Genomic DNA, 22,925 nt, shown 5'->3' with positions numbered 1-22,925 from the left:
GTTCCTCGCGGTGTTGAGCGAGTCGGGAATATCGTATGCCGACCGATCCTAGGCGGACTGCACCATCAATATGGCCGAATGTGATTTACGGTAGGCACACGTGCCTGGAGCGCGTCGAGAGGCTCAAGAACAGACGCCCGGGATAGGCCGGCAATTTATCTAGGCATTCGGCTAGTGTCTGGGATTTAAAGCACTGTTCAGACCATCACCGATCAGGTTGAAGCCGATTACGAGAGCGATGATTGCGAGGCCGGGCCAGAATGCCATCCATGGCGCCTCGCTGAGAAACTGCCTCGCCACATCGAGCATGGCACCCCAGGAGGGAGCCGGAGGAAGTTGACCAAGACCAAGGAAAGCAAGACTCGCTTCGGCCAGAACTGCAATGGCCATCGTGAGTGTCGCCTGCACGATCGTCGGCGCGAGAACATTTGGTAGCACTTGCCCTGCCAAGATGGCGAAATGACCAAGCCCTTGGGAACGGGCCGCCGCGATGTAATCCTCCGTTCGGACAACCAGTGTCTCGGCACGCGCAACGCGGACAAATACCGGAACGGCGGAAATGCCGATTGCGATCATCGCATTCTCAAGGCTGGGACCGAGGAACGCGGCCAGTGCAATCGCAAGAACGAGAAAGGGGCAGGCGAGCAGAGCGTCTGCGAGGCGCGATATCACCATGTCGACGATACCGCCAAAATAGCCGGCGATGAGACCCAGAGGAAGGCCGATCAAGACTGCTACAGTGACGGAGATCATGCCGGCGGCAAGCGAGGCTTGCGTGCCAAAGACGACGCGGGAGAGTACGTCTCGACCGAGATCATCCGTACCAAACCAATGGATTGCGTTGGGCGCGGCGCGAATGGCCATCCAATCCGGCGCGTTTGGATCGTAGGGGGCGAGCCATGATGCGAACACAGCGAGCACGGCGAAGAACAGAATGATCGCGCCGCCGATCACCGCAGAAGGCTCGCGGAGCAGCCGGCGCAGCTCCGAACGGCCACGTCGATGGGCTGGAAGTGCAACCGGCTCCGCTTCAATCGCGCTCATGATCGAAGCCTCGGGTTGAGCAGGGCATAAGCCACGTCGGCAATCAGGCTCATCAGCAGGAAGACAGCTGCAGTGCAGAGCACAACTGCCTGAACCACTGCATAGTCGCGGCTGAACACGCCATCAACGACCATCTTGCCAAAACCAGGTATCGAAAAGACTTGCTCCGTCAGTACCGCTCCGGCCAGGAGCTCTCCGAATTGCAACGTGCCCAGAGTCACTACCGGGATCAGCGCATTCGGCAGCGCATGGCGCAGCACAATGGTGCCTTCGCGGACACCCTTGGCGCGGGCCGTACGCACATAGTCCTGCTTCATGGCCTGGATCATCGCGCTGCGGACATGGCGCATCATGACCGCGGCGGTACCCGTACCCAGCACTAAAGCAGGCATTAGCATCGCAAGTAGGTTTCGCCCTACGCTTTCAGACGGCGGGACGAAACCTCCCGCGGGCAGCCAGCCGAGGTTAACCGAGAACAAGAGGATGAGCATGATCCCGAGCCAGAAGTGTGGAATCGACAGGCCGGCCAGTCCGAATAGGCTCGCGCCGTAGTCGAGAAATGTTCCTCGCCACAGCGCAGCGAAGATTCCGATCGGCAATCCGACAAGCAGAGCGACCAGCATCGAGAGGATCGCGAGCTCAATCGTTACCGGCAGTTTTTCCGCCAGCATCCTGCCGATCGGCAAGCGGGTGCGCACCGACGTGCCAAAATCACCCTGGATCACCGATTTCAGCCAGACGCCGTACTGCACCGGGATCGGATCATTGAAGCGATATTTCTGCCGAAGGTATTCCACGACTTCGGGATTGCGTTCTTCTCCGGCCAGCGCCAGCGCGGGATCGCCGGGCAGCAGCTTCTGCAGTCCGAACACCATAATCGACACCAGCAACAAGGTCGGTAACAAGACGGCGAGCCGGCGCAGAACCAGAGTCTTCATGGAGGCAGACTGTTCCTCACTTGGCCGCGGTGCTGCATGTTGGAGCGGTTTGCATCAATTCACGGGCCTTACACCGACCAGACGCAGAAGACCGTCGGGGACCATGACTATGCCACTGACCGATTTGCGAGCTGCAAAGAACCAGTTTGGGTGATGGAGGGGGATCGACGATAGGTCCCTGAGATAGATATCCGTCGCCTTGACGTAGAGCGCCTTGCGTTTGGCGTCGTCGGCCTCCGCTCGGGCTTGATTCAGGATCGCATCGAGATCCTTGTTGCAGTACTTGTTGACGTTCTGGGAGCCTGCGCAACTGAAAAAGGCGACCAGGGTTGGGTCCGGATCCGCGCGGCCGCTCCAGTTGCCGATGTAAGCTTCAAAATTGCCGTTCATGTAGCGCTCGATTGCCGTCGTGGTCTCCATCGGTAACAGCTTGACGTCGAAACCCGCTTCGGCCGCCATCGACTGAATGATTTGCGCAACCCGGGAATCTCCGGCCGTGTTCTCGAACTGGATTTCGATCGGTACGCGGGTCATCCCCGCGGCGGCAATCAGCGCCTTCGCCTTCGCTATGTCGCGAGTAGGGGCCTTGTGCGCGCTGTCGTAGAAGGGAGAGGACGGCGGGATCATCTGGTTGTCCGCGAGGAATTCGCCGTTGAAGGCGACGCGATTGATGACGTTGCGGTCGATCGACAGCTCAAAGGCTTGGCGCAATGTCGAGTTCTTGCCGAGCGGCGTATCAGCCTTCGTACCTGCACCGACGTTGAACATCAGATGCGAAACAGCAAGTCCCTGGCCGGAATGCAGAACGAGATTCGCGTCGTCGCGCACGGTCTTGAGGTCGGTCGGCGCGATTCGCTCGGCGAGGTCGAGATCACCCGCCCGCAACCGCGACAATCGTACCGTTGAATCAGGCACGTAGGAGTAGACGACCTCATCATAGCCGATCTGTCCGGCATTCCAGTAACCGGGATATTTCTTGACGCGAATGAGATCGCGCGACTTCCGCTCGACGAATTGATACGGACCGGCACAGACCGGGGCGGCGGCAAACTCGCCGGCTTTTTCTGTGGCGGCCTTGGGCGACAACATCATGCCGGCGCGATCACTGAGATTGGCAAGCAGGGGAACGAATGGCTCGGACAAGTTCAACTTCACCTTGTCCGCCGCGAGCGCTTCAACGTCTTGAATCGGCGCAAGCTCGGCCTTGCGCTTGGAATCCGGCATCGTCTTCATGCGCTCGATGTTGAATTTGACCGCCGCTGCGTCGAACGAGGTGCCATCGTGGAAGGTGACGTTCTTGCGCAGTGTGAAGGTGATTGACTTGCCGTCCGCAGACCAGTCCCAAGCCTCCGCCAGTTGCGGCACGATCTTGAGGTCAGGCGAGATATCGACGAGCTTGTCGCATAGGGCCGCGAATACGAAGCGTCCGGCGTAAGTGCCGCTGAGCGCGGGGTCGAGTGCATCGGGATCGTCCTGAATGCCGACCCGCAGCGTCGCGGCATCAGCCGAGGCCAGGCCAGATGCAATCGTGAGAAATGCCGCCAGCGCCAATCCGATCCGATTCATTACGGCGATCCTTTCGTCCCTAGGCTTGCTCCCGGCGGCAAGACAAGCATGAGCGGATCAATTTGTAAATATCGCGAACAAATACGGTTGGTGACCCTCAACAAGCCTGTGAATTTCAGCGAAAATGTGCCAGAAGAACTCATAGACGCCCTCTTGACGGGACAACGTATAGCACTTTAGTTCTACTAATTGACTAATTGGACGCGCGCTTCATGCAAGATGTTCCGTCTTCTCCCATTGCGCGGCAACAGTCCGTGCGTCTTGTAGTTCAGCGTTTGCTGCGTGATCGCTCGGTCTCGCGTGCTGAAATCGCGCGCGGCACGGGCCTGTCCAAGCAGACCATCTCGGAAGTGATGCGCGAACTCGAACGCGAAGGCTGGGTGCACGAGGACGGGCAAATCCAGGGCAGCGTTGGGAGGAGCGCGGTGACTTACGCGCTTCGGCGAGATGCCGCCTTTGTGCTGGGCATCGACCTCGGTGGTACGAAATTGCATGTCGCACTTGCCGACCTGCACGGTGAGATCGTTGCCGAGAGCATAGAACCGACGTCCAACGACGGTGGCCATGCTGTTGTCGCTCAGATCGTGCGAATGAAGGATGCGCTGCTTCAGCAGGCGGGTGTACCGGCACAGCGTTTGCGCGGCGGCGTGATGGGAAGTCCGGGCATGGTTGATCCAGTGTCAGGCAGCATTGTCATAGCGCCCAACATTCCCGGCCTGGACAGCTTGGACGTGAGAGCCGCATTGCGCGAGCAACTCGGCATCGAGGTTGTCATCGAGAACGACGTCAATCTTGCCGCGATCGGGGAGCATTGGCGCGGCAGCAGTCGGAAGGTTCGCAGCTTTGCCTTTATCGCTGTCGGTACAGGTATCGGCATGGGCATCTTTTCGGATGGCTATCTCGTGCGCGGCGCACGTGGCGCGGCCGGCGAAATCGCCTACCTACCACTCGGTGGTGATCCTTACGACGCACGTGGTCTGCGGTTGGGTACGCTGGAAACCGCCGTCGGCAGCGCCGGCATTGTCGAGCGTTATGTTGGACTCGGCGGCTCGCTCGGCAGCACGGTGCGCGATATCTTCGAGCGGCTCGACACCGAGGAAGCCGCCCGTATCACGGTCGACGAGATCGGCCGCATCCTGACGAGCGCCATCCTTGCCGTGCAGAGCGTGCTCGATTCAGAAATCATCATCGTGGGCGGCAGTATTGGCGCCCGGCCCGAGTTGAAGCGCCGCATCGACGAATACCTCGGACGCTGTATGCGCCAGCCGGTCCGTATCGAGCTGAGTGCGCTCGGTAGTCGCGCCACACTGATCGGCGCGATCGGCAGCGCGATCGACCTTGTGCACCGCTCTCTGTTCGGCATCGGCAGGGATGCTGGCCCGCTGACCTTGCCCTTCGCGGCAGAAGAAGTCGCCGCATGACAGAATACTCCATCAGCGTTGAGCGGCCCCAACAGTCGGAGAACGGCATGAGCTGGCGACAACGCGATTTCATGGTACCTGGGCGGTCGCTGGCGGTGGGCGACCGGGGCATGGCCGCGACGTCTCATCCGGCCGTTACGCTGACTGCGGTGGAGATCCTGCGCAGCGGCGGCAACGCCGTCGATGCCGCTATCGCGGCGATCGCGCTCCAGGGGGTCATTGATCCGCACATGACCGGCATCGGCGGTGACTGTTTCGCGATCTATGCCCCTGCATCCGGCAAGCCGGTGGCCATCAACGGCTCGGGCAGAGCCCCGCTGAAGGCCGACCTCGATTGGTTTCGGCAACAGGGACTGACATCCATCCCTGACGATTCACCCCATGCAGTTACCGTTCCGGGTGCCGTTGACGCCTGGTGCCGGCTCTCCGCCGATTATGGTTCGAAAGGCATGGACGAAGTTCTGGCGCCCGCGATCCGCGCGGCAGAAAGCGGCTTCGTGGTTACCCCTCGCGCCGCGCTGGACTGGGCTCGCTATGCCGGTCGCCTCGAGCGACACCGGACCGGCGTACCAGTCTATCTGCCCCGTGGAACTGCGCCCGTCGTCGGCAGCAAACTCAACCATCCTGCACTCGGCGCCACGCTGCGCCGGATCGCTCGCGAAGGACGTGACGCGTTTTATAAGGGGGCTGTTGCAGAGGAAATCGTCGCAACGCTGAGGGACCTTGGTGGGCTGATGGAGCTTGAAGATTTAACGAGCGCCAGATCGGACTATGTTGTGCCGATCAGTGCCGACTACCGCGACCATCAAATCTGGCAATGCCCGCCCAATGGTCAGGGCATTGCAGCGCTGCTGATTGCCCGCATTCTCGCCGGCTTCGACATGGCCGACCCCGCCCTCAGCGAGGCGGACCGCATTCATCTCCTTGCCGAGGCGACCAAAGCGGCCTACCGGCAGCGCGATGCGCTCGTTGCCGATCCGGCATTCCGTCCGCTCGACGCCGACGCGCTCCTACCGGAGCGATCAGTCGCGGCATTGCGTGCCTGCATCAGCAGAGAGCGCGCGAGCGCGCCGGCCGCGTTCGATATGCCGGTCCATCGCGACACGGCCTATGTGGCGGTCGTCGACCGCGATGGCAACATGGTATCTTTGATCAATTCGCTGTTCTTCGCCTTCGGCAGCGGCCTCTACGCTCCTCGTTCGGGTGTTCTGCTACAGAATCGCGGCGCGGGATTTTCCCTCGTCCCGGGACATCCCAATGCAATCGCGCCGCGAAAGCGCCCCTTTCACACCATCATTCCAGGCCTTCTGGCGAAAGGCGGTAAGCCAATCATGGTGTTTGGCGTCATGGGTGGACAATATCAGGCTGCCGGGCACATGCAGATCCTGAGCGGCGTGCTTGATCGCGGTCTCGACGTTCAGCAGTCGTCGGATACGCCGCGAAGCTTTGCCTTCGATGGTGCGCTGACGCTCGAGCCGACGATTCCAGCCTCCGTCGCTGACGAGTTGATCCGGCGCGGTCATCGCGTGATTTGGGCGGACGAGCCGCTCGGAGGTTGTCAAGCCGTCCACCTCGACGTTTCCCGAGGTGTCATGTTTGGCGCGTCCGATCATCGCAAGGACGGTATCGCGCTGGCGGTCTGAGCGGAATGAGGAGGAACGCAAATGCTGGATCGGAAGACATGAACGAAACGGCAGAGGCGGTCCTGTCGATCGAGCACCTGACTCTGGCGCTGCCTTCAGGCGCGGATCGCGCCTTTGCCGTCGAGGACGTCTCTCTGACCTTGCATCCGCGACAGATCCTTTGCGTTGTCGGTGAATCCGGCTCCGGCAAATCGGTCTGCGCCTCGGCAGTAATGGGGCTGCTGTCCAAGGACATTCGTCTGACAGCGGGAACCATTCGATTCGAGGGGCGCGATCTGCTCAATCTGTCCCCTGCAAAGTGGCGGACATTGCGCGGCCAAAGTATCGCTATGATCTTTCAGGAGCCGATGACAGCGCTCAATCCTGTGATCAGAATCGGCGACCAGATCATGGAGGCATTCGAGGCGCACAAGCAGCTCACACCAGCCGAACGACATGTGCGTGTGCGCGCACTTCTCGAGGAGGTTGGCTTGCGCGATCCGGAGCGCATCATCCGGAGCTATCCGCATCAGTTGTCTGGCGGGCAGCGTCAGCGCGCAATGATCGCAATGGCTCTGGCGCTTGAACCCTCGATCCTGGTGGCAGACGAACCAACAACGGCGCTTGACGTCACCACACAGGCGCAGATTCTTCGGCTTATCCGCGAGATCCAGCAGCGGCGCGGCATGGCGGTGCTATTCATTACCCACGATTTCGGGGTCGTCGCCGACATTGCGGACCGCGTTGCGGTGATGGAGAAGGGCCGCGTGGTGGAACAGGGCCCGGTCGAGGAGGTGCTCGAACGCCCACAGCACTCCTATACGCGGCGGTTGCTCGCCGCCGTGCCGCACGGGATACCGCCGGCACGAATCCAGACCGAGCATGAGCCAATCGCATGCGCAGCTTCGGGGCTTGTGAAGACGTACCGAACTAACGACTGGTTCAGTCCGCAGACTGAAGTCGCCGCTGTAAAGAGCGTGAGTTTCGAAATCCGTCGCGGCGAAACGCTCGGTCTGGTCGGAGAGTCGGGGTCCGGCAAGAGCACGATCGGCCGGTTGGTAATGCGTCTTACCGATGCTGACGCAGGGGTCGTGCGCATCGGCGAGCTGAACTTCTCCGAGGTTCGTGGACAGGGCTTGCGGTCCGCCCGCAGGCACATTCAAATGGTGTTCCAGGATCCATTCGCCTCGCTCAATCCGCGTCGTCGCGTCGGACGAATCATTGCCGATGGGCCGATTGCGCATGGCGTTCCTGCGCCGCAGGCTTTCGCCCGTGCCGAGGAGCTGCTAGCGCTGGTCGGCCTAGATCCCAGCGCGGCGCGACGCTACCCTCATGAATTCTCCGGTGGGCAGCGCCAGCGGATCGGCATTGCGCGCGCACTTGCGCTCGATCCGGAGGTGCTCGTGGCCGACGAGCCGGTGTCGGCGCTCGATGTTTCGGTCCAGGCGCAAGTGCTCGCGCTGCTGGAGACACTGAAGGCGGAGTTGCGGCTGGCCGTACTTTTCATAACGCACGATCTCAACGTCGCGGCCCAGGTCTGCGATCGGATCGCGGTGATGTGGCATGGCGAAATCGTTGAGGTCAGGCCGACAGAAGAACTGCTGAGCCGGCCGGAGCATCCTTATACCCAGACATTGTTGGCCGCGATTCCGGGGCGGCAGCGGAGAGCGTCTCATTGATTCAAGGCCGCAGTTGTCATTGAAGAGGTCTCTGAAATGCAGAAATTCAAGGAACTTCCGGTGTTGCGCATCGGTCTCATCGGAAGCGGCTTTATTGCCGCGTTCCATCTGCAGTCGATGCTCGGTGTGCGCAACGTCAGTATCGGCGGCGTTTACAGTCGTTCTGTCGAGCGGCGAACGCGCATCGCGGACAAGGCGCGCAGTCTTGGACTTGGACCGGCGCATGTGTTTGACAGCATCGAGGCGATGGCTACGTCCGGAGAGATCGATGCGCTTTGGCTTCTGACGCCGAACGATACCCGCCTCGATGTCATGCGCGACATTCACCGGGTGACCAAGGCGGGGGCTCCCCTGCGCGCGGTTGCCTGTGAAAAGCCGCTGGCGCGCACCCTTGCAGAGGCACGTGAGATGCGCAGGCTCGTCGAGGATGCCGGCTTGCTTCATGGTTATCTGGAAAACCAATTGTTTTCGACCGCAGTAACGCGTGGCAAGGACATCATTTGGCGGCGCGCCGTACCAGGAAGCGGGCGCCCGTATCTTGCCCGCGCAGCCGAAGAACATTCCGGACCGCACGAGCCGTGGTTCTGGCAAGGCAACAAGCAGGGCGGCGGAGTGCTGTCCGATATGATGTGCCATTCAGTCGAGGTCGCACGGTTCTTGCTGACGGCCCCTGGCGCGAGTCGCGACAGCTTGCGGTTGGTCAGTGCCAGTGCAACGACGGCCAATCTCAAGTGGACGCGACCACGCTATGCGGCCGATCTTAAGACGCGGATGGGAGTCGATTTCAACAAACGTCCAGTCGAAGACTTTGCGCGCGGCATTCTGACAATGGAAGACGAGGAGGGGCACCAGGTGATGATCGAGGCGACAACCTCGTGGACCTATGTTGGGGCCGGCTTGCGTATCCAGCTGGAATTGCTCGGGCCCGAATATTCGATGGAGTTCTCATCACTCTCGACGGGCCTCAGGATATTCCTGTCCCGCGCATTGTCGGGATCGGAGGGCGAGGATCTCGTCGAAAAGCAGAATGCGGAGCAAGGCTTGATGCCGGTGGTCGAGGACGAAGCCGGCATCTACGGCTATACGGACGAAAACCGCCACATGGTCGAAGCATTTAGGCGAGGCACCAGTCCGGCTGAAACATTCGATGATGGAGTTGGCGTTATGGAAATTCTCATGGGACTCTACCGGTCAGCTGAACTCGGTCGCACGGTGCATTTCCCGGATCCGGAGCTTGAGCAATACATTCCGCGAGTAGCCCGGTGACGGCATGGTCGCGACAAAGTGTGCTTTGACGCATAGTCTGGACCGGCAGCCTCCGGCGCAAAGCGGACCGTATTTGATTGGCCTCGATCTCGTCGGCCGTGGCTAGCTCAAACTTCCCCATGATGGACTGGACCGAGAGTTCAAAGTTTCAGCGGGTTAGAAGGCAGCGTGTGCACGACATGTGCGCCGGGAGGTCAAGAAAAATCCATTGACGGCGAGTGCGGGCATTTGTTTCTCGGCCTGCGATGACGACAGTTAGACCGAGCGGGCGGGGTACTCGCGCGTGACTCAGGCGCTGACCATGCTCGTCGCGACCACAGTTCTGCTGTTCGACCTACCGAAAATGGCTCTAGTGGTTGCAGTGAGAACAGAGAATCGTGTCGGGAGTTCGAGTCGCTCCCCGGCTACTTGTTCCCCATCCTATGCCGCCGGGCCAACCGTTGCCGGCGGCGCCGGATGCTTTCAGAGACGAATTTCACAGCAAGCGGCAGTTATGAAGGCGGCGCGCGCTTCGATGGAACGAACGCGCTGGTTCGTCCGCGGTGTGTTACAACCGTAACCCGATCCTCCATGTCTGAAATTGTTGTGTAGTGCTGGGCAATCACTCTAGGCCTGGTCGATCGCACAACTCGGTTCGATCCGCCCTCGCGGCGACAGATGGAAGGAAGACAAATGGCGTGGCTGTCCAGGATCAATTCCGTCATCGAGCGCCGCCCTCTGGCCGCGCTGGCTTTGGTTTGTGGGATAGGTTTGGTGATTGGAACGGGCATGGCCATGGCTATTCATACGCACCCGGCCGGCCAATTGTCTTTTTCCGGTCTACCGGCGCGCGGCTGATATGAGATGCGATCAGCTCTAAGTCCTTACTGCTCATCCGCGCCGGCGACACACAAAGCACGGATGCGCCCCTCAACTCCGAGTGACTGGAACGGAAAATACGTACCCAACACCACGCTGGGTCTGGATCACGCGCGGTGCGCTCGGATCGCGTTCGAGCTTGCGCCGAAGGCGAAGAATCTGCACGTCGATGCTGCGGTCAAAGACGTCCTCGTGGACGCGGGTCGCCTGCAGCAGGTGCTCGCGGCTGAGCGAACGCTGCGGCGCTTCGAGAAACGCGATCAACAATGCGTATTCACCTTTGGTCAATGTTACCAGCACTCCGGTCGGATCGGTGAGTTGCCGGGACCTGCGGTCGAGCTTCCACCCGGCAAATCGAAAATGGCCGCGTTCTGGTTCTCGCGCCGGCATTGTCCGTCCAACATCAAGCCGCCGCAAAACCGCTCGGACACGCGCAAGCAATTCACGAAGATTGAACGGCTTGGTCACGTAGTCATCGGCGCCGAGCTCTAGTCCGACCACACGATCGATGTCGTCACGGCGATGACCTGTAATAATGATGACCGGCACGTCGGAGCTCAACCGGACCTCTCGCAGCAGATCGAGGCCATCCTCGAGCCCGAGCCGGAGATCGAGGATCACCAAATTCACCTCGGTGCCGCCGAGTTTATCGATCATCTCGTGGCGGTTGGATGCCACCAGGGTACGGATGTTGTTTTCTCCGAAATAGTTTAGGATCATGCGCTGCAATGCAGGGTCGTCCTCCACGACGAGAACACATACCTGACGATCAGTGCTTCCGCGAAGGCTTGCGTCTGTCGACGATGAACCGCCCATCATGTTCAACCCTTCCAGTGATGCCTCCCGCAGCGGTTTGCAGGCGCAGAATCCTATTGGTTTTCGTTTACTTGGTTACCGCCTGGTCTGCAGCCGCTCAATGGCCAATCCCTCAGGCTCACGCCGGCCAGGAGCCGATCACGCCAATCCCGGTTGTCCCCGCCCAAGAGCTTCCGCGTGTCTTGCTCGGAGAGAAATTGTTCAGTGACAAGCGCTTATCTCACAATAACACACATAGTTGTTCATCGTGTCACGATATAGGGACCAACGGTGCCAGTGCCAATGTGAGCGACACTCCGGATGGCCAGCCGCTGGTCCTCAACACGCCAACGGTCTTCAACGCAAGCTTGAATTTTCGTCTCAACTGGGAAGGAAATATTCGCTCACTTGAACAAGGAGCCGAGCACAGCCTTCACAACCCCGCGATCATGGCGTCGAGCCCCAACGAAGTCGTCGATAAGATGCGTACCGATCCCGAAATGGTGAAACAGTTTCGCGACGCCTATGGCAAGGAGCCCGACGCCGCCTCCGTTTTGGATGCTATTGCTTCCTATGAACGCTCTCTCGTTACGCCGAACAGTCGCTTCGACCGCTGGCTCACGGGAGAAGCGGACGCGATCACTCCGGCGGAGTTGTCCGGCTATCATATGTTCAAGTCACTTGGCTGCGTCGCCTGTCATCAGGGGGTCAACGTCGGTGGCAACATGTTTCAGAGGCACGGTGTTTTCCATCCGCTCGGTTCGCCGGCTCCCGAACTGCTTCGCGTTCCAAGCTTGCGCAACGTCGCGACCACGCCACCCTATTTCCACGACGGCAGCGCGCCGACGCTGGCCGAGGCAGTGAAGGCGATGGGCATCGCCCAGCTCGACCGCGTGCTGACTGATCAGCAAATCGCCGTCATCGTCGCCTTCCTCAACACGCTGACTGGAAATTATCGCGACCGGGCGGTGCGGCCTTTCGCCGCCACACCCGGCACAAGTATCGTGCGGCCATGAGGAACTTGCCGGGCGCGCTCGGAGTCTCGCTGCTGCTCGCTCTGCTCACTTGGCTGTTGCTGCGGGGGATCGACTCCAACGCGCCGGCGTATACTGCTGCGCTGCAGGCCTTTGACGATTACGCGCTTGCCGAGGCGTCGCTCCACCGCGACGTTCTGCAGGCGCGGACCGGCTTGCTTCGTGACTATGACACCTTCGAGAGCAGCGCGCAGGCGATGGAGGAGGCGGTCGGTCGGCTGCGTGCCCATGCAAAGGCTGAGCGCCTCGATATGGCGTCGCTTGACCTGCTTGAAGCCGCGGTTGTTCGGCAGGAAGAGTTGATGGAGCGTTTCAAGACCAGCAACGCGCTTTTGCAGAATTCACTGTCCTATGTCGGTCTTCTCAGCACAAGCCCGGCCTTCCGCGTGCAAGACACGCAGCTCGCCCCCGCAGCCGGCGAGCTAGCAGCGGCGATCCTCTATCTCGCGCGCGACACGTCATCCGACGCTCTGAAGGCGCTGCAGGAGCGTATCGACCAGTTGGCCGTCCAAACGCCCGCGACCGGACCCGAAGCGGAAGTGGCACGGGCAATGTTGGCGCATGCTCGTTTGCTGTATGGTCTGCTGCCTGAAGTTGACGCGACGCTAAAAGCGTTCATCGCGGTGCCCAGCGGAGAGCACCTCCAGGCGATCCGCGCATTGTTTTCCAAGCATCGCTCGGCTGTCGAAGCGTCGGAGCAGCGCTTTCGGCTGCTGTTATATCTGGTGTCGCTGTCGCTGCTCATCACACTCGTGTTTCTCGGCCTTCGGCTGCGTGCTCGCGCCATTGCCTTGCGCCGGCGAGCGGACTTTGAACATGTCATCGCTGAGAATTCGACGCGCCTGATCAATTACTCGCCGGCTGAAACCGGGGGGCGACTGAAGCTGGTGCTGGGAGAGTTCAGCCGGCTCATCGACGCAGATCGCGCGTATGTGGTGCTCGATGAGAAACCGGTCCGGGTGCACGCATGGTCCAAGCACGGAGTGACGTTCCCGCCAAACTGGCCTCAACGGGCACTGGCGGTGGCCGAGCAACTCGGCTCCGATCAACCGGACGGTGTCACCATTGCCGATACGAGCGACTTACCGTCCGGCGCTGTCAAGGATGCACTGATGGGCGCCGGTGTGCGTGCATGGGCCTGTTTGCCGCTGATCCGGCCGGGCCGGGTCCAAGGCATCATGGGTTTTGACCGCTTCCGGCCGATTCGGAACAGAATTTCTCCTGTCCCGGTAGCGCGGCTTGCCGGTGACGTCGTGGCTAACGCGCTCGAACGCGAATTCCTAGAGCGCGAACGAGCAAAGCTTGCGGTGCGGCTCGAACGAGCGCGCCGCATGCAGATGGTGGGATCGCTGGCCAGCGGAATTGCGCATAACTTCAATAATATCATCGGCGCCATCCTTGGTTATTCGGAGATGGCGGAACCGCAGCTCACCCGCGGCACAAAACCGGCACAGCATATCGACGAGATACGCCGTGCGGCCGAGCGCGGTCGCGATCTCGTCGACAATATCCTTACCTTCGGCCGGCGGACCGACGGGCGTGCCCAACCGGTGCAGATGCGTGTCCTGCTCGAGGAGTCGGCCTCACTGTTACGGGCTTCTCTGCCGGCGAATGTGAAGCTTGTGATCGAAGACGTCCCCGCCGGCGTCGCCGTGTTCGGCGAACCTTCGCAACTCCAGCAGATCATTCTCAATCTCTGCACCAATGCCGCGCAGGCGATGAGCGACAACGGCTGTATCCGCGTGGCCGCGAACCAGGAACAGGTAACCGTCGCGGTTGCAATGAACGACGGCGAACTCTCGCCTGGCCGCTATGTATGCCTCTCCGTAAGCGACAACGGACGGGGAATCGATGAACGTGTCGCGCGACGAATGTTCGAACCGTTCTTTACGACGCGAGTGGCAGGAACTGGTCTCGGTCTCGCAACGGTTCGCGAAATCGTTCGCGATCATGATGGAGCCATAAATGTTCAGAGTGAAACGGGATGCGGAAGCCGCTTCGAGATTTGGCTACCCTCCGTCGCAGCGGGCACGATCGCGGCAGACGTGCCGTCGGCGCCACCGCTCGGACGCGGCGAAACCGTGTTGATCGTCGAGAGCGAGCGCGATCGCCTGCTGCGCGATGAAGAGAAACTGGCGGCGTTGGGATACGAGCCAGTCGGGTTTGAGCTTGCGGCTGACGCCCTTGCAGCATTTCGATCCGCGCCCGGTCGATTCGATGTCATCCTGGTCAGTCACGACGCGGTGCCGCAGACCGGAGTAGACTTGGCGCGAGCCGTGCATGAGATATCCCCGCTGCAGCCCGTGCTGCTTGCCTCCACCCTCGATGTCAGCGTCGACGTTCTGGCGCACGCCGGAATCTCCGAGGTGCTGCGCTGGCCTCTCGACCATACCGAGCTTGCCTCAGCGTTGACGCGCTGCCTGCGACCGCCCGCCAGGTTACAGCCGTAACACGATTACCCTCGCCTGAAATGCTTCCGTAGCGCGAGGCCGCCACAACTGGTGGCCCTGCAACCGCGGATGCGCGCGTCAAATGACGGAGGTGACAATGGCTATCGGATCGAATCTTTCGCCAGGCGCGGGCCGGGCGACCAAAGCGGGAGTTCCTTCCCGCGCGTCAGCAACCCGGCCTGACGTCGATACGCTCGGTATGATTGCCATGCTTTGCGGAGCGGGCCTACTCCTTGCAGTGTTTTTGGCAACGTGCGGCCTCGATCTGAGCGCCGGATTCTTCTGAACTTCCCATGAAGCGGCGCTTGCGTGCGCCGAACATCGAAACAATCAGAACGAATTCAACCAAATCCATCATTTCCCTAAATCCTGAAAGGACGACCCATGGCTATCAAAGCTAGTTTCTCCCCGACTGCCGGTCTGCTCTCGGTGTTCGACGATAACCTCAACAACAACATCGTCGTCAGCCGCGACGCGGCCGGAACGATCCTCATCAACGGCGGCGCGGTCGCCATCACGGGGGGAGCATCGACGGTCGCAAACACCTCCCTGATCCAGGTGTTCGGCACCGGCGGCAACGACACGATCTCGCTCGACGAGACCAATGGCGCACTCCCCGCCGCTCAGCTGTTCGGCGGCGCCGGCGTTGACATCATCGCCGGCGGCTCCGGCAACGATGAGCTGTTCGGTGGCGCAGGCGACGACACCCTGATCGGCAAGGGCGGCAACGACCTGCTGTTCGGCGGCGCCGGCAACGATACGTTGATTGGCGGCGCCGGCAATGACCAGATGTTCGGCGGGGCAGGTAACGACCGCATGATCTGGAATCCGGGCGACGGTACCGATCTGATGGAGGGCGGCGACGGCATCGACACCGCCATAGTCAACGGCGGCAACGGCTCCGAGATCTTCACCCTTACTGCCAACGGCTCCCGCGTGCGCTTCGATCGCCTCAGCCCGGCGCCGTTCTCGCTCGACATCGGCACCACCGAGAACTTAGTGCTCAACATGAACGGCGGCGATGACGTCTTCACTGCCGGAAACGGTCTTGCCGGCCTCATCAACCTCACCATCGACGGAGGCGCAGGCAATGACGCCATCACCGGCGGTGATGGCAACGACACGTTGCTGGGAGGGGACGGCAACGACGCCATCATCGGCGGCCGCGGCAACGATCTGCTGGTCGGCGGCGCGGGCGACGACACCTTCGTCTGGAATCCGGGCGACGGCAGCGACACCGTCGAGGGCCAGGACGGCACCGATACGCTGATCTTCAACGGCGCCAACATCAACGAAAAGATTAACATCGCGGCCAATCACGGGCGGGTCAGCTTCACCCGCGACGTCGGCAACGTCGACATGGACCTCAACGGCATCGAGCACATCGACTTCAACGCCCTCCGGGGCGCCGATAACATCACGGTCGGGGACCTCACCGGCACCGGTGTCACGCAAGTCGCACTTGACCTAGCGGCAACTCCGGGCAGCAGCGCGGGCGACGGCGCGGCCGATAGCGTCACCGTCAACGGCACTGCAGGCAGCGACAACATTCAGGTGGCAGGCGCGGGAAGCTCGGTCACCGTCGCTGGTCTGCCCGCAACCGTTACCATTGCCGGCGCCGAGCGTGCCAACGACCAGCTCACAATCGAGGGCGGTGCGGGAAACGACGTCATTACTGCTGTCGGCCTTGCGGCCGGTGTCATTGGCCTCACGATCGATGGCGGGGCCGGCAACGATACCATCACCGGCAGCGCGGGCGCCGACACCCTGATCGGCGGCGACGGCAACGACAGCGTGATCGGGGGCCGCGGCAACGACGTCGCTTTCCTCGGCAACGGCAACGACACATTCGTCTGGAATCCCGGCGACGGCAGCGACATTGTCGAGGGCGGGGCCGGCACCGATACGCTGGTGTTCAACGGCGCCAATGTGGCCGAGAACATCGATATCTCCGCCAACGGCTCGCGGGTGAGACTGTTCCGCGACGTCGGCACCGTTACCATGGACCTCAACGGCATCGAGCACATTGAGCTCGCCACGCTGGGCGGCGCCGACACCGTCAACGTCGGTGATCTCTCCGGTACTGACGCCAAGCAGGTCGCAATCGACCTGTCCAGGACGCTGGGCAACGGTCAGGGCGACGGCGCGGCCGATATGGTGAGCGTCAACGGGACCGCCGGCGACGACAAGATCAGTGTCGTCAGCAATGGCTCGTCCGTTGTCGTCAATGGATTGGCTGCGCAGGTGACTATCACTGGTATTGACGCCGGCCTCGACTCGGTTGTCGTCAACGGAGGCGCCGGAAACGACATCATCAACGCTTCCGCCCTTCGTCCGGGCCAGGTCAACCTGACGATCAACGGCGGCGATGGAAACGACACCATCACCGGTAGCGCGGGCAACGACACCGTCATCGGCGGACGCGGCAATGACGTGGCCTCGATGGGAGCAGGCGATGACACCTTCATCTGGAATCCGGGCGACGGCAGCGACACGGTCGACGGCGGCGCGGGCAACGACACGCTGTTGTTCAACGGCGCGAGTGCCAACGAGAACATCGAGATCTCGGCCAATGGCAAGGGAGCGACGCTTACCCGCGACATCGGCAATGTCACGATGAATCTCGCCAACATGGAGGCCATTGATGTCAACGCTCTCGGCGGCACTGACACCATCACGGTCGACGACCTGTCCAAGACGAGCGTCAAGGACATCGCCATCGACCTGTCGGCTACGCCCGGCAGCGGCGTCGGCGACGGCCAAGCCGATACAGTCGTCATCAACGCGACCAGCGGCGATGACGTGATCAACGTCACTGACAACAATGGTGTTGTCACCGTGTCGGGTCTTTCGACTGACGTGACGATCACCGGCTTCGATGCCACGACCGATCGCCTTGTCATCAACGGCCTCGGCGGCGATGACGTCATCAATGCAACGGGACTTGGAGGCGCCATGTTGTTTACCGCCAATGGCGGCGACGGCAACGACGTCCTGATCGGCGGCAACGGCCGCGAGGTGCTCAGCGGCGGTGCAGGCGATGACATTCTGATCGGCGGCAGCCCGCAGAATGTCCTCGACGGCGGTCCGGGAAACAACACCGTTATCCCGGGCGGCTCGGCGAGAACGAGCGTGCTCGGCCAGTTCATGGCGTCGAGCTTCGTCTCGGCGGGAGCAGGTCAAGGTGCGACGCCGATCGCCGAGCCGCCGTTGAGCCAGCCGCCGTTGCTGACTCAGCCGCACGCCGCCTGACGCCAACGACCTCGCCCCGGAGAGCACCCATGAGCCTCGTAACCAATGGCGCAAGACCGACCGACCCAGGTCTCGAAGCCCTCGTGACGCTGCTGCACCTCCAGGGCGTTGCGGCCGATGCCGGACAAATCCGGCATCGGCTCGGAACCGACAAGATTGGCGCAGCGGAGATGCTCCGGTGCGCCAGGGATCTCGGCCTCAAGGCGCGTGCGTACCGGACTGACTGGTCACGGCTTGGCAGCACGCCCCTGCCCGCCATCGCGTCCTTGCGCGATGGTGGCTTCCTATTGCTCGCCAAGTCCGACGGGGAAAGAGTGTTGGCGCACTCGCCGCTGGCGCCCCGGCCTGTCTTGATGACGCGGGACGAACTCGTTGCCGTCTGGGACGGGCAGCTAATCCTGATGACCCGCCGCGCTGGATTGTCCAATGGCACCCGCCGGTTCGACATCACCTGGTTTCTGGCGGCGATCCAAAAATACCGACATCTTCTGAGCGAAGTTCTGGTCGCGTCGTTTTTCCTGCAGCTGCTCGGCTTGGTCTCGCCGCTGTTCTTCCAGGTAGTGATTGACAAGGTGCTGGTGCATCACTCGCTGAGCACGCTCGATGTCCTCGTGCTTGGGCTGGTGACGATCTCGGTTTTCGAGACCGTGCTCGGAATCCTGCGGACCTTTCTGTTTGCGCACACCACCAACCGCATCGATGCCGAACTCGGCGCGCGCCTGTTTCATCACTTGCTGGCCTTGCCGATGGCCTATTTCCAGGCGCGTCGCGTCGGCGACTCGGTCGCGCGGGTCCGCGAGTTGGAGAACATCCGCAATTTCCTCACCAGTTCGGCCTTGACGCTGCTGATCGACCTGTTCTTCACCTTCGTCTTCCTGGGCGTGATGTTCTTCTATTCGCCGCTCTTGAGCTGGATCGTGCTGGGCTCGTTTCCGTTCTATATCGGGATCTCGGCCGGGGCGACGCCGCTGTTCCGGCGACGGCTGGATGAAAAATTCCGCCGTGGTGCCGAGAACCAGGCCTTCCTGGTCGAGAGCGTCACCGGCATCGAGACGGTCAAGGCCATGGCGGTCGAGCCGCAGATGCAGCGCCGCTGGGAAGAGCAGCTCGCCGGCTACATTGCCGCGAGTTTCCGGGTTCTGAGTCTCGGCAACAGTGCGAGCCAGACGGTACAGCTCGTCAGCAAGATCGCGACCGCAGCTATCCTCTATTGTGGTGCCAAGCTCGTCATCGATGGCAGCCTCTCGGTCGGCGAACTGGTCGCCTTCAATATCCTCGCCGGCAGGGTGAGCGCGCCGGTCCTGCGCCTTGCCCAGATCTGGCAGGACTTTCACCAAGCGCGGCTCTCGATTGCCCGACTTGGTGACATCCTCAACACCACCGCCGAGCCGACCTACTCAGCTGGGCGCGCACGGCTGCCGGCGATCAGGGGAGATATCAAATTCGACCACGTCTCGTTCCGCTATCGAATCGACGGACAGGAAGTCCTGCGCGACGTCTCGTTCGATGTACCGGCAGGCCAGACCGTCGGCATCGTCGGGCCCTCCGGTTCTGGGAAGAGCACGTTCGCGAAGCTGGTCCAGCGGCTCTACGTCCCGGAGCGCGGACACGTGCTGATCGACGGAATGGATCTCGCGATGGCCGATGCCGCCTGGCTCCGCCGCCAGATCGGCGTCGTCCTGCAGGAGAATACGCTGTTCAATCGCTCGGTGCGTGACAACATCGCGCTCGCTGATCCGGCGATGCCGATGGAGCGCGTGATCGCGGCGGCCCGGCTTGCGGGAGCACATGAGTTCATCCTCGAACTCGCAGAGGGCTACGACACCGTGGTCGGCGAGCGCGGCTCGACGCTATCTGGCGGCCAACGCCAGCGCATCGCCATTGCGCGCGCGCTCGTCTCCGACCCGCGAATCCTGATCTTCGACGAGGCGACCAGCGCCCTGGACTATGAGAGCGAGCGAATCATTCAAGAGAACATGAAGCAAATCGCCAATGGACGGACGGTACTGGTGATCGCGCACCGGCTCTCGACCGTGCGGGCGGCGGATCGCATCGTGACGTTTGATCGCGGCCGCTTGGTCGAGGACGGTAGTCACGACGCACTCATAAAGACCGGCGGCCGCTATGCGTCGCTACATCGGTTGCAGGGAGGGTTCCATGAGGTCGGCTAAACTCGCGACGCCGGAACAGCGTGCGCAACGCGTCATCCCGTTTCGAGGTCCACGATCGAGGCGCCGCGAAGAGCTGGCGTTTCTGCCGGCTGCTCTTGAAATCGTGGAGACACCACCATCGCCGATCGGCCGCGCGATCGGAAGCGCCATCATTCTCATGTTCTGCATGGCCCTGATTTGGGCTTGGTGGGGCACGATCGATATCGTCGCGTCGGCGACCGGAAAAATCCTCCCCAGCGGTCGCGTCAAGGTCATTCAGCCGTTCGAGACCGGCGTGGTGCGCTCCATTCGGGTGCAGGATGGTCAGGCGGTCAAGGCCGGCGATGTCCTGATCGAGCTCGATCCGACCACGAACGAGGCGGAGCGCGATCATCTGCGCAACGACCTCCTTGCCGAGCGGCTCAATATCGCGCGGTTGGGGGCGGCGCTTTCGGGCGATCCGGTGGCTGATTTCGTGCCGCCTGCCGGCGCAGACCTGGAGCTGATCAGCACCCAGCGTCAGCTATTGCTCAACCAGGTGACCGAGCATCGCGCCAAGGTTGGCGCACTCGCGCGTCAACAGGCGCAGAAGGAAGCCGAACAAGCCACGACCGCGGCGACAATTCACAAGCTCGAAACGATCATCCCCGTCGTCCAGTCGCGCGTCGATATCCGCAAGACGCTCGTGGAAAAGGAGTTAGGCTCGAAGCTCAACTATTTCGAGGTGTTCCAGCTCCTGGTCGAGCAACAGGAGGAGCTTAGCGTTCAGAAGAGCCATCTGCAGGAGACTGAAGCAGCCATTGCCGCGATCCGCGAGACGCGCAATCAGGCGGCGGCGGAGTATCGGCACACGATCTCCGACGACCTCGCCAAGGCCGAGCAAAAAGCGAACGGCCTGGCGCAGGATCTGATCAAGGCCGAGCAAAGGACGAAGCTACAACGGTTAGCGGCTCCGGTGGACGGCGTGGTGCAGCAGCTCACCGTGCATACCGTTGGCGGCGTGGTGACGCCGGCACAGCCTCTCCTGGTGGTGGTGCCGAGCGACAGCCGGCTGGAGATCGAGGCCATGGTGTCGAACGCCGATATCGGCTTCGTCCATGCCGGGCAACAGGTCGAGATCAAAGTCGATACTTTCAATTTCACGCGCTATGGACTGCTTTACGGCGAGGTACTCTCGGTCTCACAGGACGCTGTGATCCGCGACCGTGCACAGGACCGTTCCGGCGAGCGGGTGCTCGGACCTTCAAATGAGAGCAGTGAGCCGAAGGGCCAGGAGCTGAATTACAGCGCGCGAATTTCGCTTGATCGCACGCATATGCAGATCGACGACAGGATGGTCAATCTGTCGCCCGGCATGGCGGTGACGGTGGAGATCAAGACCGGCTCGCGGACCATCCTGAGTTATCTGTTGTCGCCGTTGCGCCGCTACCGGCAGGAGATGCTCCGCGAGCGCTAGCCTGAACAATCTTCCGAGCAGTTTCTGAATGATTGACCCCCTACGAAGTCGAGAGGACCGATGAAGATTTCTTCGAGAGTGCTAATTTGCGTTTCTTCGCTTGTCTACGTTGGGCTGGCTGTTGGGGCGGCGTCGCGGGCACAACCGCCGGCGGTCGGCGAGAATACCGTCATCGCAACGTTTCATGCGGAGGGCGCCCAGATCTACCAATGCAAACCGAATACCTCACAGCCGGCCGGAACGGTCGGCGCGCTGGCGTGGCAATTCCGTGAGCCCATCGCCACGCTCATCGTCGCCGGCCAATCGGTTGGCCGGCACTACGCTGGACCGAGTTGGGAGCTCGTCGATGGTGGCGCAGTAAAGGGCAGGGTGGTCAAGAGCATGCCCGCGCCTACTGCAAACGATATTTCGTGGCTGGAACTTGAAGTGGTTGACCACCGCAACAAGGGCGTTCTGTCCGAGGCGGTTACCGTGCTGCGTAAAAATACCAAGGGTGGGGTTGCGCAAGGATCATGCGATAGTGAGGGCAAATATCTCAGCGTCCCCTATACCGCGGACTATGTGTTCCTCCGCAAGAGCAATTAATGCGGCGGCCGCCGTCCGTCGCACCTTCCTGACGAGATCCTTCTTGCTGCAGGTATGGAGCGCTAAAGACCTTGGGTGTGACTCATGCCTTCCGTTGGGGAGCAGATAGCCGCGTTGGGCCTTTCGACCGCTGAGCTCATTGCTCATTTGCGCGAATTGGAGGAGCTGCGCGAGCGAGCACGAAAAGCAGAAATATTCGCTCGAACTTTGCGGCGGACTACCGTGCAGGTTCAAAGAGCGCGTCGGCGTAACCCGTCCAACTGGCGGAGTGGTGGCCGCAGGTAGGCCCGAGGTGATGGACCACTTCCCGCTCGCGACGAGAAGAATCAGCCGCTGTGTGTACCAAAAACCTCATCCGAGTGTGATACCGCGTTGGAATCGCCTAAGCTGGCGCGATGATCGGGCTGTTCTGCTTCGCTCTGGCGGCCCTGGCCTCGCCATTCAGGTCGAAGTTGCGGCTTGAAGCCGAGAACGCGGTGCTGCGACATCAGTTGATTGTCTTGAGACGCAGGCGGCGTAGTCGCCTTCGGCTCACGAACCTTGATCGCTGGTTCTTTATCCAGCTGTATCGCTGGTTTCCAGCAATCCTGAAGGTCCTCACGATCATCCGGCCTGAGACGCTTGTGCGTTGGCACAGAGCCGGATTTCGCTGCTACTGGCGTTGGAAGTCGCGCCCACGGGGAGGGCGACCGCCAGTCGAGACGGAGCTGCGCGTCTTGATCCGGCGCATGAGCGTCGAAAATCCGCTTTGGGGCGCGCCACGCATCCACGGCGAACTGCTCAAGCTCGGGTTTGAGGTCGCGCAGTCG

General features: G+C 61.5%; 17 protein-coding genes. 12 read left to right on the top strand and 5 right to left on the bottom strand.

Going from position 1 to position 22,925, the window contains the following annotated elements; translation table 11 throughout:
• Window positions 1-171 precede the first annotated feature (171 nt).
• The 3 genes from Q2941_RS43965 to Q2941_RS43955 are packed head-to-tail and all read right to left on the bottom strand — an operon-like array spanning window position 172 to window position 3,548.
• Window positions 172-1,044, bottom strand: coding sequence for an ABC transporter permease (locus Q2941_RS43965; RefSeq protein WP_458196443.1), 873 nt, complete (start codon window positions 1,042-1,044; stop codon window positions 172-174).
• Window positions 1,041-1,982: an ABC transporter permease gene (locus Q2941_RS43960; RefSeq protein ID WP_458196442.1), complete on the bottom strand. Its 942-nt coding sequence runs from the start codon at window positions 1,980-1,982 to the stop codon at window positions 1,041-1,043. The genes Q2941_RS43965 and Q2941_RS43960 overlap by 4 nt, the downstream gene beginning before the upstream one ends.
• A gap of 54 nt (window positions 1,983-2,036) precedes the next feature.
• Window positions 2,037-3,548, bottom strand: a complete 1,512-nt coding sequence (locus Q2941_RS43955) for an ABC transporter substrate-binding protein (RefSeq protein ID WP_458196441.1) — start codon at window positions 3,546-3,548, stop codon at window positions 2,037-2,039.
• A gap of 197 nt (window positions 3,549-3,745) precedes the next feature.
• Between Q2941_RS43955 and Q2941_RS43950 the strand changes: the two genes are divergently transcribed.
• The 5 genes from Q2941_RS43950 (at window position 3,746) to Q2941_RS43930 (ending at window position 10,373) form a co-directional block, all read left to right on the top strand.
• Window positions 3,746-4,969 (top strand): ROK family transcriptional regulator, encoded by a 1,224-nt coding sequence (locus Q2941_RS43950; RefSeq protein WP_458196440.1) that lies wholly within the window; start codon window positions 3,746-3,748, stop codon window positions 4,967-4,969.
• Between the two features lie 47 nt (window positions 4,970-5,016).
• Entirely contained in the window at window positions 5,017-6,612 is a 1,596-nt protein-coding gene (gene ggt, locus Q2941_RS43945) for a gamma-glutamyltransferase (RefSeq protein WP_458196439.1), read from the top strand.
• 38 nt (window positions 6,613-6,650) lie between these two features.
• On the top strand, window positions 6,651-8,270 hold the full coding sequence (locus tag Q2941_RS43940) for an ABC transporter ATP-binding protein (protein WP_458196438.1): 1,620 nt from the start codon (window positions 6,651-6,653) through the stop codon (window positions 8,268-8,270).
• Between the two features lie 36 nt (window positions 8,271-8,306).
• Window positions 8,307-9,536: a Gfo/Idh/MocA family protein gene (locus tag Q2941_RS43935; protein WP_458196437.1), complete on the top strand. Its 1,230-nt coding sequence runs from the start codon at window positions 8,307-8,309 to the stop codon at window positions 9,534-9,536.
• A gap of 672 nt (window positions 9,537-10,208) precedes the next feature.
• Window positions 10,209-10,373 carry a hypothetical protein gene (locus Q2941_RS43930; RefSeq protein WP_458196436.1) on the top strand — a complete coding sequence of 55 codons (165 nt, stop codon included), beginning with the start codon at window positions 10,209-10,211 and terminating at the stop codon, window positions 10,371-10,373.
• 72 nt (window positions 10,374-10,445) lie between these two features.
• Here Q2941_RS43930 and Q2941_RS43925 read toward each other — a convergent pair whose 3' ends face one another.
• The gene (locus tag Q2941_RS43925; RefSeq protein ID WP_051390047.1) at window positions 10,446-11,210 is read right to left on the bottom strand and encodes a response regulator; all 765 of its coding nucleotides are present in this window, start codon (window positions 11,208-11,210) and stop codon (window positions 10,446-10,448) included.
• Between the two features lie 71 nt (window positions 11,211-11,281).
• On the opposite strand from Q2941_RS43925, the gene Q2941_RS43920 reads away from it, so the two are divergent.
• Window positions 11,282-12,205, top strand: a complete 924-nt coding sequence (locus tag Q2941_RS43920) for a cytochrome-c peroxidase (RefSeq protein ID WP_458196444.1) — start codon at window positions 11,282-11,284, stop codon at window positions 12,203-12,205.
• Window positions 12,202-14,673 carry a two-component system VirA-like sensor kinase gene (locus Q2941_RS43915; protein ID WP_027526561.1) on the top strand — a complete coding sequence of 824 codons (2,472 nt, stop codon included), beginning with the start codon at window positions 12,202-12,204 and terminating at the stop codon, window positions 14,671-14,673. The genes Q2941_RS43920 and Q2941_RS43915 overlap by 4 nt, the downstream gene beginning before the upstream one ends.
• 226 nt (window positions 14,674-14,899) lie before the next feature.
• On the opposite strand, the gene Q2941_RS43910 is transcribed toward Q2941_RS43915, so the two are convergent.
• Entirely contained in the window at window positions 14,900-15,031 is a 132-nt protein-coding gene (locus Q2941_RS43910; RefSeq protein WP_458196435.1) for a hypothetical protein, read from the bottom strand.
• A 26-nt stretch (window positions 15,032-15,057) separates the two neighbouring features.
• Between Q2941_RS43910 and Q2941_RS43905 the strand changes: the two genes are divergently transcribed.
• From Q2941_RS43905 to Q2941_RS43885, 5 genes are all read left to right on the top strand, one after another.
• The gene (locus tag Q2941_RS43905) at window positions 15,058-17,925 is read left to right on the top strand and encodes a beta strand repeat-containing protein (protein WP_458196434.1); all 2,868 of its coding nucleotides are present in this window, start codon (window positions 15,058-15,060) and stop codon (window positions 17,923-17,925) included.
• 29 nt (window positions 17,926-17,954) lie between these two features.
• On the top strand, window positions 17,955-20,096 hold the full coding sequence (locus tag Q2941_RS43900) for a type I secretion system permease/ATPase (protein ID WP_027526563.1): 2,142 nt from the start codon (window positions 17,955-17,957) through the stop codon (window positions 20,094-20,096).
• The gene (locus tag Q2941_RS43895; protein WP_458196433.1) at window positions 20,083-21,531 is read left to right on the top strand and encodes an HlyD family type I secretion periplasmic adaptor subunit; all 1,449 of its coding nucleotides are present in this window, start codon (window positions 20,083-20,085) and stop codon (window positions 21,529-21,531) included. Before Q2941_RS43900 ends, Q2941_RS43895 begins: the two co-directional genes overlap by 14 nt.
• Before the next feature lie 60 nt (window positions 21,532-21,591).
• Window positions 21,592-22,116: a DUF3455 domain-containing protein gene (locus Q2941_RS43890; protein WP_027526565.1), complete on the top strand. Its 525-nt coding sequence runs from the start codon at window positions 21,592-21,594 to the stop codon at window positions 22,114-22,116.
• Between the two features lie 395 nt (window positions 22,117-22,511).
• On the top strand, window positions 22,512-22,925 hold a 414-nt coding region (locus tag Q2941_RS43885; RefSeq protein ID WP_458196432.1), incomplete at its 3' end, for a hypothetical protein.

It is taken from the genome of Bradyrhizobium sp. UFLA05-153, from assembly GCF_054185185.1.
This window is presented reverse-complemented; position numbering and strand designations above follow the sequence as displayed.